General features: G+C 29.4%; 17 protein-coding genes. 11 read left to right on the top strand and 6 right to left on the bottom strand.

The genetic code is table 11. The annotated features are described in order from the left end of the window. Positions 1–21 precede the first annotated feature (21 nt). Both L8X27_RS06555 and L8X27_RS06550 read left to right on the top strand, forming a co-directional pair. On the top strand, positions 22–780 hold the full coding sequence (locus L8X27_RS06555; RefSeq protein WP_263659943.1) for a 3'(2'),5'-bisphosphate nucleotidase CysQ: 759 nt from the start codon (positions 22–24) through the stop codon (positions 778–780). Continuing rightward, on the top strand, positions 780–1,430 hold the full coding sequence (locus L8X27_RS06550; protein ID WP_263671111.1) for a hypothetical protein: 651 nt from the start codon (positions 780–782) through the stop codon (positions 1,428–1,430). Before L8X27_RS06555 ends, L8X27_RS06550 begins: the two co-directional genes overlap by 1 nt. Here the strand turns inward: L8X27_RS06550 and L8X27_RS06545 are convergent. From L8X27_RS06545 to L8X27_RS06535, 3 genes are read right to left on the bottom strand one after another with little or no spacing between them, the layout of a single operon-like run. After that, positions 1,423–2,199 (bottom strand): UDP-N-acetylmuramate dehydrogenase, encoded by a 777-nt coding sequence (locus L8X27_RS06545; protein WP_263671112.1) that lies wholly within the window; start codon positions 2,197–2,199, stop codon positions 1,423–1,425. The two genes, L8X27_RS06550 and L8X27_RS06545, sit on opposite strands and share 8 nt — an antisense overlap. Then, positions 2,196–2,462, bottom strand: coding sequence for a flagellar biosynthesis protein FliQ (gene fliQ, locus L8X27_RS06540; protein ID WP_012660903.1), 267 nt, complete (start codon positions 2,460–2,462; stop codon positions 2,196–2,198). Before fliQ ends, L8X27_RS06545 begins: the two co-directional genes overlap by 4 nt. Before the next feature lie 27 nt (positions 2,463–2,489). Beyond that, positions 2,490–3,353 (bottom strand): menaquinone biosynthesis family protein, encoded by an 864-nt coding sequence (locus L8X27_RS06535; RefSeq protein ID WP_263661715.1) that lies wholly within the window; start codon positions 3,351–3,353, stop codon positions 2,490–2,492. Positions 3,354–3,462: 109 nt separating this feature from the next. Here L8X27_RS06535 and recA point away from each other — a divergent pair, with 109 nt between their 5' ends. The 4 genes from recA to L8X27_RS06515 all read left to right on the top strand — a co-directional run bounded on the left by recA (position 3,463) and on the right by L8X27_RS06515 (position 6,692). Next, the gene (recA, locus tag L8X27_RS06530; protein WP_263671113.1) at positions 3,463–4,497 is read left to right on the top strand and encodes a recombinase RecA; all 1,035 of its coding nucleotides are present in this window, start codon (positions 3,463–3,465) and stop codon (positions 4,495–4,497) included. After that, positions 4,497–5,741, top strand: a complete 1,245-nt coding sequence (eno, locus tag L8X27_RS06525) for a phosphopyruvate hydratase (protein ID WP_133319944.1) — start codon at positions 4,497–4,499, stop codon at positions 5,739–5,741. The genes recA and eno overlap by 1 nt, the downstream gene beginning before the upstream one ends. 101 nt (positions 5,742–5,842) lie before the next feature. Then, positions 5,843–6,019 (top strand): hypothetical protein, encoded by a 177-nt coding sequence (locus tag L8X27_RS06520; protein WP_263660827.1) that lies wholly within the window; start codon positions 5,843–5,845, stop codon positions 6,017–6,019. Beyond that, entirely contained in the window at positions 6,009–6,692 is a 684-nt protein-coding gene (locus L8X27_RS06515) for an AMIN domain-containing protein (protein WP_133319946.1), read from the top strand. Before L8X27_RS06520 ends, L8X27_RS06515 begins: the two co-directional genes overlap by 11 nt. A gap of 6 nt (positions 6,693–6,698) precedes the next feature. On the opposite strand, the gene L8X27_RS06510 is transcribed toward L8X27_RS06515, so the two are convergent. After that, a complete protein-coding gene (locus tag L8X27_RS06510) occupies positions 6,699–7,091 on the bottom strand; it encodes a group III truncated hemoglobin (RefSeq protein WP_263671114.1) in 393 nt (130 codons plus the stop codon). A 109-nt stretch (positions 7,092–7,200) separates the two neighbouring features. On the opposite strand from L8X27_RS06510, the gene L8X27_RS06505 reads away from it, so the two are divergent. Next, positions 7,201–7,677: a cysteine permease gene (locus L8X27_RS06505; protein WP_263659937.1), complete on the top strand. Its 477-nt coding sequence runs from the start codon at positions 7,201–7,203 to the stop codon at positions 7,675–7,677. Here the strand turns inward: L8X27_RS06505 and L8X27_RS06500 are convergent. Both L8X27_RS06500 and L8X27_RS06495 read right to left on the bottom strand, forming a co-directional pair. Further along, the gene (locus L8X27_RS06500) at positions 7,646–8,956 is read right to left on the bottom strand and encodes an MFS transporter (RefSeq protein WP_263681159.1); all 1,311 of its coding nucleotides are present in this window, start codon (positions 8,954–8,956) and stop codon (positions 7,646–7,648) included. The genes L8X27_RS06505 and L8X27_RS06500 overlap by 32 nt on opposite strands. Positions 8,957–8,958: 2 nt before the next feature. Further along, positions 8,959–9,120: a highly acidic protein gene (locus L8X27_RS06495; protein ID WP_263671116.1), complete on the bottom strand. Its 162-nt coding sequence runs from the start codon at positions 9,118–9,120 to the stop codon at positions 8,959–8,961. An 87-nt stretch (positions 9,121–9,207) separates the two neighbouring features. Here L8X27_RS06495 and moaC point away from each other — a divergent pair, with 87 nt between their 5' ends. The 4 genes from moaC to L8X27_RS06475 form a co-directional block, all read left to right on the top strand. Then, the gene (moaC, locus tag L8X27_RS06490; RefSeq protein ID WP_133319951.1) at positions 9,208–9,681 is read left to right on the top strand and encodes a cyclic pyranopterin monophosphate synthase MoaC; all 474 of its coding nucleotides are present in this window, start codon (positions 9,208–9,210) and stop codon (positions 9,679–9,681) included. Continuing rightward, positions 9,659–9,922 carry a DUF493 family protein gene (locus L8X27_RS06485; protein ID WP_133319952.1) on the top strand — a complete coding sequence of 88 codons (264 nt, stop codon included), beginning with the start codon at positions 9,659–9,661 and terminating at the stop codon, positions 9,920–9,922. Before moaC ends, L8X27_RS06485 begins: the two co-directional genes overlap by 23 nt. Before the next feature lie 12 nt (positions 9,923–9,934). Continuing rightward, positions 9,935–11,065 (top strand): hypothetical protein, encoded by a 1,131-nt coding sequence (locus tag L8X27_RS06480; RefSeq protein ID WP_133319953.1) that lies wholly within the window; start codon positions 9,935–9,937, stop codon positions 11,063–11,065. A gap of 50 nt (positions 11,066–11,115) precedes the next feature. After that, on the top strand, positions 11,116–12,022 hold a 907-nt coding region (locus L8X27_RS06475), incomplete at its 3' end, for a cache domain-containing protein (protein ID WP_263659934.1).

The following is a 12,022-nucleotide window of genomic DNA, read 5'->3' as shown; positions in this document are numbered from 1 at the left end:
TTCACTCGCTATAATTTTCTTATGAAAAATTTAGACACACTTTTAGAATTAGCCTTAAAAGCAGGCAAGGAAGCCTCTAAGGTATTGCTTGAATATAAAGACAAAAATACCTTATGGCTTAAAGATGATGATTCCCCAGTAGGTTTAGCTGATATAAAATCTAATGAAGCTATTAGTGAAATTTTAGCTTCAAGCGATATAGCTATATGCTCTGAAGAAAATATACTTTCTTATGAAGAAAGAAAAAATTTAGAGTATTTTTGGCTAATAGATCCTCTTGATGGCACTAAATCTTATGCTAAAAAAGATAAAGAATATTGTGTTTTAATCGCATTAATCCATAAAAACACTCCTGTGCTTTCGCTTATAGGCGATGTGGAAAATAATGCATTTTATTATGCACATACCCATACTAAAGTTTATAAAAATAATGAAATTTTAAATCTTAGTCTAGAGCAATACGAAAAGGTTAAAAATATAGCCCTTTACTCTAAAAATCATGATAATAATGAAGATTTTTTTATTCAAAATCATCTTGAAGGCATTAAGGTTTCATCTGCTTTAAAGTTTGTATATTTACTTGAAGCAAAAGCTGGAATTTACCCGCGTTTTGGCGGCCCAAAAGCTTGGGATATAGCTGCGGGAGATTTTTTAGTCAAACAAAATGGTGGAATTTTATACGATTTTGATAAAAAGGCCTTAAACTACAATAGTCCTGATTTTAAACTTCCAAGTTTTATAGCTTTTGCTAAGAATGAATTTAAATTAAAAGGTTTTTAGTGAGATTTTTTTTGGTGTTTTTGTGTTTTTTAAGTGCTATTTATGCTAATTCTTTTGCAAATAAAAAAATCATCAAATTACAAAATAATGATAATTTTAATATCATCAATCTTGATCAAGATATAAATTATGATAAACTCTCACACATTAGCACCTTAGCTTTAGTGCCAAGCTATGAAAAAGAATATAATTTTTATTTTTCAAATTTAAAAATCGATGCTAAAACCATGGCAAAAGACACACTAAAAGCATTAAGTGCTATTTTAAATGAACAAAATAATTTTGCCTTACTTAGTCAAAAAGAAAATCAAACTTATATCAATAGTCAAAATATCTTACAAATAAATAAAAATTTCATCAATGCAAGTGAGTTTTTAGAATTTAATCGTTTCAAAAAGGCTGATTTTATTATTTTGCTAGATTTAAAAAGTATTCAAGCAAGCCAACAAAATTTCTTGCTTTTTTCAAATTTTGAAGTCAAAGCCAACATAGAATACAAACTTTTTAATGCCAAAACAAAAAAACTAAAAGATCATAAAATCCTTACTATCAATACTCAATTTAGCACAAATGATAAAAATAAATCTTATCAAGAATTAGTTCAAGAAATAGCTACAATTGTTTATGAAGATATTAAAAATACTATATAATTACCACTTCTTCTTCTAAAACAATCCCAAATTCTTCAAAAACTCTTTTTTTAGCAAGCTCTATCAAAAATAAAGCATCATCAAAACTAGCATGTTTTTTATTGATTAAAAAATTTGCATGTTCATTGCTAAACATCGCATCATTTTTGCTAAAACCTTTAAGATTAACTGCTTCTATCAACCTTCCTGCATGATCGTTTTTGGGATTTTTAAAAATAGAGCCAAAGCTAGCACCTTTGGGTTGATTTTTTCTTGCATTTTTTAAAAGCTCATCTTTAACTGGGTCAAATCCATATTCTAAAAAAAACTTCGCGCTAAACATCACTTCTTTAATAGGATTAAACCTATAAGCAAAAGCAATATTTTGTTTTAAAATTTCTTGATTAAAAGTGCAAATACTAATTAAATTTTTGCTAATATCCTCATCTTTTAATCCTGCATTCATTTTTAAAATACCGCCCAAAGTCCCTGGGATATTTCTTAAAAACTCAAAGCCTTTTAAGTTATTTTCTTTAGCAAAATGATATATTTTAAAAGATTTCACGCTAGAGCCTATCTCTAAAAACATGCCTTTTTCATTTTGCTCTAAAATTTTAATATAATCAAAACTTTTCCCTAAAATTCCAAGTTTTTTGGGTTTTGGAGAGATTAAAAGATTATTTGCCCCGCCTACTAAAAAACCATCAAATTCGCAAGGCTCTTCAAGTATTTGCACTTCAAAGATCTCACCTATACGCACAGAAGAATACTTAGAAAAATCAATAATCATCTAATAAAGCTTGGAATTTGATTTAAAATATTAGTTGTAAAATCAATCATAGAACTTATCATCCAAGGCATTAAAAATACTATTACCACAACAACAAGTAAAATTTTTGGCACAAAAGAAAGCGTGGCTTCGTTAATTTGCGTTACAGCTTGAAAAATACTTATAATAAGCCCTGCAATAAGCCCTGCTAAAAGCATAGGTAAAGAAAGCATAAGTGTGATTTTAAAAGTTTGTACACCCAAGGCTACTAAAGTACTTTCCATATTTTCTCCTTAAAAATTTAAATTCTATCAAGAATTTCTAAATTCTTCATACTCACTAGGGATAAGATAATCTTTACTTTTTATTAACTTCTCATAAAATCCATGATTATATCCAAGCTCAAAAAGCTTATCTATGGCATTGTATTGTTTATCATTCATATTAATAGAGTTTTTATTTGCATATAAATTTAAATACACATCAAGTTTTTGGGCATCAACGCGTATTAAATTACGCTCTAAAAGCATGGAGGCTAAGATTTTTCTATTATGATCGGCCACTTCTACTGCTTTAATCAAATCTTTTTCAACCGCTATTGCATCACTAAGCGGTAAAGATCTTCTAAGGGCCATACCACCTAAAGGTAAAGGTAAATCATTTTTTGCTAATTCTTGCCAAATATCCCAAAGTTCAGCCTCAACACACAAACTAGAATCAAATTCTAAAATGCTCTCATGTATAAGCACTCCCGCATCAACTTCATCTTCTAAAACAGCCTTTTCAATCTCTAAAAAATTCTTATAAATTATTCTAGCTTGTGGATATTTTATGCGAAAGATTAAAGCATTGGTAGTGTGTGCTCCACTTAAAGCAACTTTAAAATTTAGCTTTAATTTTTTATTCTTTTTCTTAATAAGCTTTGGCCCATAACCCTCACCAAAACTCACAGCAGTTTTTAATAAAGCATATTCACTAGCTATTAAAGGATAGAGTGCAAAAGATATCGCACTAACATCGTATATATTTTCCAATGCAAGTTCATTTAAAGTTTGTATATCCAAGGCTGTATTTTCATACTCATAAGCATTTCCAACCCAACCAAATTTAATCGCCATATACATAAAAATATCATCAGCATCAGGAGAGTGTGCTACGCTAATTTTTTTATTCATTTTTTTCCTTAAAAATCTAAAAAAGTATTTTAGCAAAATTCAAAATAAAAACTTATATTAAATTTCTTTTTGATACAATTTTAAACATATTATAAAAGGATTAACAAGCATGGATGATAATAAAAGAAAATCACTTGATGCAGCCTTAAAAAGTCTTGATAAAACCTTTGGAAAAGGCACCATATTAAGACTTGGCGATAAAGAAGTTGAAAAAATTGATTCTATTCCTACAGGTTCTGTTGGACTTGATTTAGCTTTAGGAATTGGCGGGGTTCCAAAAGGAAGAATTATAGAAATTTATGGACCTGAAAGTTCAGGTAAAACTACACTTACCTTACACATCATAGCAGAATGTCAAAAAAAAGGTGGAGTTTGTGCGTTTATTGATGCTGAACACGCTCTTGATGTAAGATATGCAAAAAATTTAGGCGTTGATACAGAAAATCTTTACATCTCTCAACCAGATTTTGGAGAACAAGCCTTAGAAATCGTTGAAACTATAGCAAGAAGTGGAGCCATTGATCTAATAGTGGTAGATAGCGTTGCTGCACTTACCCCAAAAGCAGAAATTGAAGGTGATATGGGGGATCAACATGTAGGTCTTCAAGCAAGATTAATGAGCCAAGCTTTAAGAAAATTAACTGGTATCGTTCATAAAATGAACACTACTGTAATTTTCATCAATCAAATTCGTATGAAAATAGGCATGATGGGCTATGGCACTCCTGAAACAACTACTGGCGGAAATGCTTTAAAATTTTATGCTTCAGTGCGTTTAGATGTAAGAAAAACAGCCACCTTAAAACAAAATGATGAGCCTATTGGAAACCGCGTTAAAGTAAAAGTGGCTAAAAACAAAGTAGCCCCTCCTTTTAAACAAGCTGAATTTGATGTGATGTTTGGCGAGGGTGTAAGTCATGAAGGCGAGCTAATAGATTATGGTGTAAAACTTGATATTATTGATAAAAGTGGTGCATGGTTTTCTTACAAGGCTTCTAAACTTGGTCAAGGTAGAGAAAATGCTAAAGCCTTTTTAAAAGAAAATCCAGCTATTGCAGATGAAATTACTCAAGCTATACAAAACTCAATCGGTATAGATAGTATGATTTTGGGCGCAAAAGAAGACGATGAAGGAGAAGAATAATGTTGATTATTGAAGATTTAAGAGCTTTTGAAGTTTTAGATAGTAGAGGCAATCCTACCATTAAAGCTGAAATCATGCTAAGCGATGGCAGCGTGGGTAGTGCTATCGTTCCAAGTGGTGCAAGCACAGGAAAAAAAGAAGCTTTAGAATTAAGAGACAATGATGAGAGATTTGGCGGAAAAGGTGTTTTAAAAGCTATTGAAAACATCAATGGCACCATAGCTGAAAACATTATAGGGCTTGATGCGTTTAATCAAACTCAGCTAGATAATACTCTTTTAGAACTTGATGGGACAAAAAATTATTCCAACCTAGGAGCAAATGCAACTTTAGGAATTTCTATGGCAACAGCGCGCGCTGCTGCTAATGCACTAGGCGTACCTTTATATCGTTACTTAGGTGGAGCAAATGCAAGTGTATTACCTGTGCCAATGTGCAATATCATCAATGGCGGTGCGCACGCAAACAATAGTGTAGATTTTCAAGAATTTATGATTATGCCTTTTGGTTTTTCAAGCTTTAAAGAAGGGCTAAGATCAGTTTGTGAAATTTATGCAGTATTGAAAAAAGAATTAGCTAATCTAGGTCACTCTACTGCCTTAGGCGATGAGGGCGGTTTTGCACCAAATTTAGCAAACAACACTGAACCACTTGATCTTTTAATGACTTGTATTAAAAAAGCAGGCTATGAAAATAAAATCAAACTAGCACTAGATGTAGCAAGTAGTGAGCTTTATAAAGATGGTAAATACCATTTAGAGGGTAAAGTTTTCTCAAGTGAAGACTTGATTGCTCGCTATGAAGAATTATGTGCTAAATATCCTATTTTTAGTATTGAAGATGGTTTGGCTGAAGATGATTATGAAGGTTGGATTAAACTCACTCAAAAGCTTGGCAATAAAATTCAACTTGTGGGTGATGATTTGTTTGTAACTAATGAAGATATTTTAAGAGAAGGTATCATGAAAAATATGGCAAATGCTGTATTAATCAAGCCTAATCAAATCGGTACAATCACTCAAACTATGAGAACAGTAAGACTAGCTCATAGAAATAATTACAGATGTATTATGAGTCATAGAAGCGGGGAAAGCGAAGATGCTTTTATAGCTGATTTTGCAGTAGCGCTTAATACAGGACAAATCAAAACAGGAGCTCTAGCAAGAGGTGAAAGAACAGCTAAATATAATCGTTTGTTAGAAATCGAACTTGATAATGATGAGTATTTAGGAGATAAACTCTGAGTGATTTATTAAAAGAGTATGATGAGCATTCTAAAAAGAAGGAGGCTCGTCATCATCTAATAAAAACTATTGCATTATCATTTGTAGCTATTATTGTTGCTATGTATTTTGGTAATATGTTTTTTGGCAAATCCTCTTTAGATGTTTTATTATCGCTTAAAGAGGAGCAAAAAATTTTAGAGAAAAACATAGTAACCTTAAAAGCTAAAAATGCCCAAGCTCAAAAAGAATACTTACAGCTTTTAAGACTTAAAGGAGAAAATTCGCATGAGAATTAAATTTTTTTTACTATTTTTATTATCCTGTGTATTTTTAAATGCAAAAGATAATCCTTTTGACAATAACTCAGAACAACAAAACACCGAGTTTGTAAAACTTAGTCCTTTTCAAAGACAGGATTTTACTTTTAATTCTGATGCAAGAATTTTAAAAAATATTACCATTACCTACATTAACCTTGATGGCTCTGAAGAGCAAACTACTCTAGATATATACAAAAGTATCAATTGGCATGACACTTACTCATTTATAAAAGCCAAAAGTCCAAATGCCACACCTATACTTGATGTTTCTGTTACTGTACCACAAGAACAAGGGGTAAAAAACACTAAAACAGAAGAAAACAATACCACTTTAAATATTGAAACACCAATTTTTAGTGGAAATATTTATAATTTTATTTCTATTAGCTTTTATAACAATAAGATTAATATCAAAACCGAAGATAGAATGCTAAGACATTTATCTATAGGAGATCCAACTAAAATCATTATAGATTTTGCTAAAAAGCAAAATTTCAACACAAAAACTTTACAAGTTAATACTGCTCATGTTAGAAAAGTTGTATTTGGATCACATAAAGGATATTATCGTTTGGTAATTTATCTTGATGGAAAATATAGTTATAAATACTCTCAAGGTGAAAATTTACATACCTTTAACTATCGCTAAGAGTTTTTAAAAACTCTTAAGAAATCTGTGATCATAAATAATCATTTGAAATCTTTGAGCTATCATTTTAGCTCTTTCTATAATAATACTTCTTGGTTCATCTTCAAAAACTTCTTGCAAACTCTCATCAAACAGATTAAGCCAAACATCAAAAAATTCTCTTGGAAATGAAGGTAGTTCATGATGAGCTCTCAAAGGAGAACCGCTATAACTTGGATCACCTAAAAACATCCCTGCCCAAAAACTTGCTATTTTTTCTTTGTGTTTTTTCCAACTCTCATCATCTATACCAATTTTTTCATTAAAAATAGGCCCTAAATCCTTGTCTATTCTAACTTTTGCATAAAAAACATCCATAAGTTTTTTTATACCATCATGATTAATAGTTTCAAATTTCATACTTTTCCTTAAAAAATAATTTTGGCTTATTGTATTAAATTTAGAAATTAAAAATATAAACAAAAGTCAATTTTTAGTATAATCATAAAAACAAATTTAAAGAAAAAATATGACTTATACTATTTTACCACCCAATCAATTCTTGGATAATTATATTTTAAATATACAATTACACCAATTAGCAAATATTTCTAAAAATGCTTATAAATTTTGGAAAAATGTTCAGGCAGCACGCTATCAAGGCACAAGAGTGGTATTTTTACATAAAAAAAGTATTTTACAAAAACACCAACATCTTATACAAAAATGTGAAAATCTAAGTGGCTTTGTATTAGCAAGTGCCTTTTGCTCATTTACTACTTTAGCTCCATCACATTTGGTAGAAAAAAACAATTCTCAAATTTATAAAATCTTAGATATAAAAGAAGTTTGTGGGGTTAAATTTGTAAATTTAAAGGCATTTTACGATTTTTTAAATTTAGATTATAGTTATAATATTTATATCGAAAAATGCCATTTTTTCAGTCCTACTCCTTTGGAAAAACGCATTAAAATCACTGAGAGTATGTGCGTTGGGTATTACTAAGATATTTAAATATCAAAGCACAAACAAGCGAAATTATAGCCATAGTAAACATATAAAATCCTAAAGAAAAACGAGCAATATTTTCTAAATTTCCCAAAGCAATAGTGTGTAAAAATAAAGCGAGTTGCGGAGTAAACCCACCAGCTATTGCATAAGCTATATTATAAGAAAAACTAAGCCCTGAAAATTTAACCTTAGCATCAAATACCTCACTCATCATCAAAGGACAAAAATTCATCACTCCAGTAAAAAAGCAAGCGCTTAAATAGCACACACTCACTAAATTAAAATCAGGTGTTTTAGTATAAAGAGCGTTAAAATAAAATAAACAAGTTAAGAAAAATCCTAGCGAAAAAATCATACAAGCTTTTACTATACCTATTTTATCAGCCAAAATTCCACTTAATATACAACCAATTACAAGCAAAACTATACCAAGCATTTGTATGTAAGTTTGAACGCTTGCATCAATATTTAACATTTTTGCCATAAAAGAAGGTATAGTTAAAATCATCACAACAATACAAGCCGTCAAAACCCAAGTTATCAACATAGAAAGTACAACGCCCAGCTTAGCTTTTCTAAATACTTCTTTTAAAGGGAATTTTTCTAAAGCCTTATCTTTTTTCATTTGTTCAAAAACAGGTGTTTCTTGTAAAAATTTACGCAAATAAGCAGAAACAATCCCAAAAATTCCTCCTAAGAAAAATGGAATTCTCCAGGCCCATTCATAAAGTTCTTCTTGTGTAAAAAGCTTATTCATCATTAAAAATACAAAACTTCCAAGCAAAATTCCACCTACTACAGAAGCTGTTAAAAATCCAAGATAAGTGCGTTTTTGTCCATTTGGAGCATGCTCAAAAACAAAAACCCAAGCACCAGGTAATTCCCCACCTATAGCTATACCTTGACAAATCCTTACAAATATTAAAAATACTATACATAAATATCCTATGCTTTCATAAGTAGGTATAAAAGCAAGCATAAAAGTTGGCACAACCATCAGTAAAATACTAAGCATAAACATTTTTTTACGACCAAATTTATCGCCAAAATGTGCCATGATTATACCACCAAGTGGTCTAGCTAAATATCCTGCGGCAAAAATTCCATAAGTATTAAACATTTTCCAAAATGGACTTAAATCTTCAGGAAAAAAATTTTTAGAAATATAACTTGCAAAAAATACAAAAATGATAAAATCGTAAAATTCTAAAGTCCCTCCCAAAGAAGAAAGACTCAAAACTTTTATGTCTTTTTTAGTAAGATTTTTACCCACGATTAATCCATCTCATAAGTATCATCATCACTATAATCATCATCGTATTCATAATCATCATCATCATAATTATATGATCTTTGATTATTTGCATAAGTATCATCATCTGCTTCATCATACATTTCATCATCATAATTTTCAAATTCTGCATCATCATAAGCCATTGCAAATCCTTTAAAATTTTTTAGTAGTATTTTAATATAAAAATATACATTTTGGTATAATTTTTCAAACTTTACTTAAGGAAAAATATGAATTTAACGCATTTAGATGAAAAAAATCACCCCAAAATGGTAGATGTAAGTCAAAAAGATATTACCCAAAGAGAAGCTTGTGCAAGCGGTAAAATATACATGAGTAAAGAAGCATTTGAAGCTATCATTGAAAACAAAGCTAAAAAAGGGCCTGTTTTGCAAACTGCCATCACAGCAGCCATCATGGGAGCTAAACAAACTTCAAATCTTATCCCAATGTGTCATCCTTTAATGATCTCAAAAGTACAAACCCATATAGAAGAAAACAAAGAAGAATGTTCTTTTCAACTCTTTGTAACCGTAAAATGCGAAGGAAAAACAGGGGTTGAAATGGAAAGCTTAACAGCTGTTAGCATTGGGCTTTTAACTATTTATGATATGGTTAAAGCTATTGATAAAAGTATGCAAATTACTGATATAGTTTTAGAAAGCAAAGAAGGAGGAAAAAGTGGTAAATATCTGCGATCTTAAAAAAGAACCTATTATAAACTACCCTACTTTTTGGGATTATAAAGTCGTTTTTGAAGCTGAAGTTGATGCTTTAGAAATTTTCACCCAAATACTCAATGAAAGAGAATTTAAATATAAAATCTCAAATACTAGCAAACAAGGAACATATAAAAGTTATCTTTTAAGTGTTTATGTCGATAGTAAAGATGATCGTTTAAATATTTTTAATCAATTAAAAAGTAAAGCGAAATTTGTATTATAAAAAAGGAAAAATATGAAAAATTTAGCCATAATTTTTGAAAATTCTCTCTTAGCTTGTGAAAAAAATGAAATTCCAAACTTAATTAGTGAGCTTGTTTTTAATCTAAGTTATAAAAAAATTAGTTTTGAAAATACTAGTAATGAAGAGCTTTTTGCTATCTTTTCTAAAGTATTAGAAAAACTTGGACTTATAAATGAAGAAAATATTTCCAAAATAATCCAAGGTATTATTAAAGCTAGAGTTGAAGAAGATAAAAAAGCATTTTTTGTTTATATTAACGAATATGGCAAATTAAAAGTAAAAATAGAAGAACAAAAAAACACCATTAAACACAAAATTTGCGATAACTTTTTTGATTTAGAAAAGACTTTAAAAGATTTAAATTTAAATGAATTTAATATAAGTATCAATGATGCAATGCTTTATGATATAGAAATACTAGGCCTTTTAAAAGAAACTGCCGAGAGTGCTTTTATCACAACTTTAGAAAAAGGTGAAAACATAGAACTTACATCTTGTGAAATCGCTAAAAACCTTGTATTTAATGCAATTTGTGAAGGAAGCTTTGAAAAAGAAAGAATTTTAAAAATATCCCAAGTAGTTTTAAATGCTGCTTTTGAACTTGCTAACGAATCAAAGGCTTTTGCTTATGATTTATGCATAGGAAGTATTTATGGGACACAAGAAGGAATTTCTTTGGCGATTGAAAAATTTAAATCAAGCTTTGCATATAGTGCTTTAGAACATGATTTAAAAAATAAAGAAAAAGAACTTATAGACATAGAGCAAGAATTTATCCAAATGCTTAAAAAAATATCATTAGAATTTAATAATCCCGTAAAAGATATACTTAAAGATTTATTAGAAAATAAATTTGACACTTTATTTGCCAAATTTAAACGCTTAATACAAGAAAACAGAGAACAAATTCTTATCAAAATTAATGAAATTAAACAAAATCCAAAAATTGATGATTTTAGCAAGCTAGCACAAAGCAAACTCAATATCTTAGCTAAAGAGTTAAATGAACTCGAAAAACTCGCAAGCCATAAATATAAAAATTTAGATAAAAACAATGCAAAAGAATTGGGAGTGAGATTGTGGGAAAAAGCAAAAAAATTAATTAAAAAAAATATTAATTGATAATTAATTTTTAAAAATTAAAATTACAAAAATAAAATACGGAGGAAATTATGTTTAACACTTTGAAAGTTAAATTGTCTTTAATGGCAAATTTTTTCACTGCACTAAGTTTGATTATTTTAGGTGTGTTAAGTTTTTACTTTACCAAAACATACCTTTATGATAATGAGCTAAAAAGGCAAAATGATATTTTACAAGTTGCTCGAACTTCTTTAGAAACATTTCGAAAGCACAATAGTGATTTAATTTTAAATTTGGAAAAAACAATTTTGGAATTTCCATATGAAAAATTAAATTCCGAACAAGCTTTGATAGATAATGTTGGCTCTATTTTAAAATCATATAGAAAAGCTTCTGGAGTTTTATCTGCTTTTATAAGTTTAGATAATGGAGAAAATCTTGTAAGTAATGATACTAGTGATAAAAATAATAAAAATATCGAAATTTATGGACAAAATATCAACTATGATGCTAGAACTAGACCATGGTATATTGGAGCCAAAGAAAATAAAGATATTTTCATCACTTCTCCTTATATTGATAAAGCAACAAATCAATATGTAATAACATATACTAAATCTATATATAAAAATGGTAATTTTGTAGGAATTATTGGGGTTGATATTCCAGTAAAAGAGCTTCAAGAAAATTTTGAAAATATGCCTGGTAATAGCTTTTTATTTGATGAAAATGGAAAGATATTTGTTGCTAAAAACAAACAGTTATTAGATCCATCGGTAGATCATGGACCGGTATTAAATGCACACAAACAAAATGGTGATTATTCTTTCTTTGAATATGGATTAAAAGGAAAAGAAAGGCTAGGTATATGTGCTAAAATATCTTCTTACCTTGTTTGTAGCACCGAAAGTGCTGATGTTATAAATGAGCCTATTTTCAAAACAGCAACAATACAAACAATTGTTGTAAGTATCATGGTTGCCTTAAGTGTTATCA

The sequence above is a fragment of the Campylobacter sp. CNRCH_2015_1657 genome (assembly GCF_025772685.1).
GTDB classification, from domain to species: domain Bacteria; phylum Campylobacterota; class Campylobacteria; order Campylobacterales; family Campylobacteraceae; genus Campylobacter_D; species Campylobacter_D lari_D.
This window is presented reverse-complemented; position numbering and strand designations above follow the sequence as displayed.

Coding starts and splice junctions, on each gene's coding strand:
- L8X27_RS06555 (WP_263659943.1), top strand. CDS start 22: ATGAAAAATTTAGACACACTTTTAGAATTAGCCTTAAAAGCAGGCAAG.
- L8X27_RS06545 (WP_263671112.1), bottom strand. CDS start 2,199: ATGATTATTGATTTTTCTAAGTATTCTTCTGTGCGTATAGGTGAGATC.
- fliQ (WP_012660903.1), bottom strand. CDS start 2,462: ATGGAAAGTACTTTAGTAGCCTTGGGTGTACAAACTTTTAAAATCACA.
- L8X27_RS06535 (WP_263661715.1), bottom strand. CDS start 3,353: ATGAATAAAAAAATTAGCGTAGCACACTCTCCTGATGCTGATGATATT.
- recA (WP_263671113.1), top strand. CDS start 3,463: ATGGATGATAATAAAAGAAAATCACTTGATGCAGCCTTAAAAAGTCTT.
- eno (WP_133319944.1), top strand. CDS start 4,497: ATGTTGATTATTGAAGATTTAAGAGCTTTTGAAGTTTTAGATAGTAGA.
- L8X27_RS06520 (WP_263660827.1), top strand. CDS start 5,843: ATGTATTTTGGTAATATGTTTTTTGGCAAATCCTCTTTAGATGTTTTA.
- L8X27_RS06515 (WP_133319946.1), top strand. CDS start 6,009: ATGAGAATTAAATTTTTTTTACTATTTTTATTATCCTGTGTATTTTTA.
- L8X27_RS06510 (WP_263671114.1), bottom strand. CDS start 7,091: ATGAAATTTGAAACTATTAATCATGATGGTATAAAAAAACTTATGGAT.
- L8X27_RS06505 (WP_263659937.1), top strand. CDS start 7,201: ATGACTTATACTATTTTACCACCCAATCAATTCTTGGATAATTATATT.
- L8X27_RS06495 (WP_263671116.1), bottom strand. CDS start 9,120: ATGGCTTATGATGATGCAGAATTTGAAAATTATGATGATGAAATGTAT.
- moaC (WP_133319951.1), top strand. CDS start 9,208: ATGAATTTAACGCATTTAGATGAAAAAAATCACCCCAAAATGGTAGAT.
- L8X27_RS06480 (WP_133319953.1), top strand. CDS start 9,935: ATGAAAAATTTAGCCATAATTTTTGAAAATTCTCTCTTAGCTTGTGAA.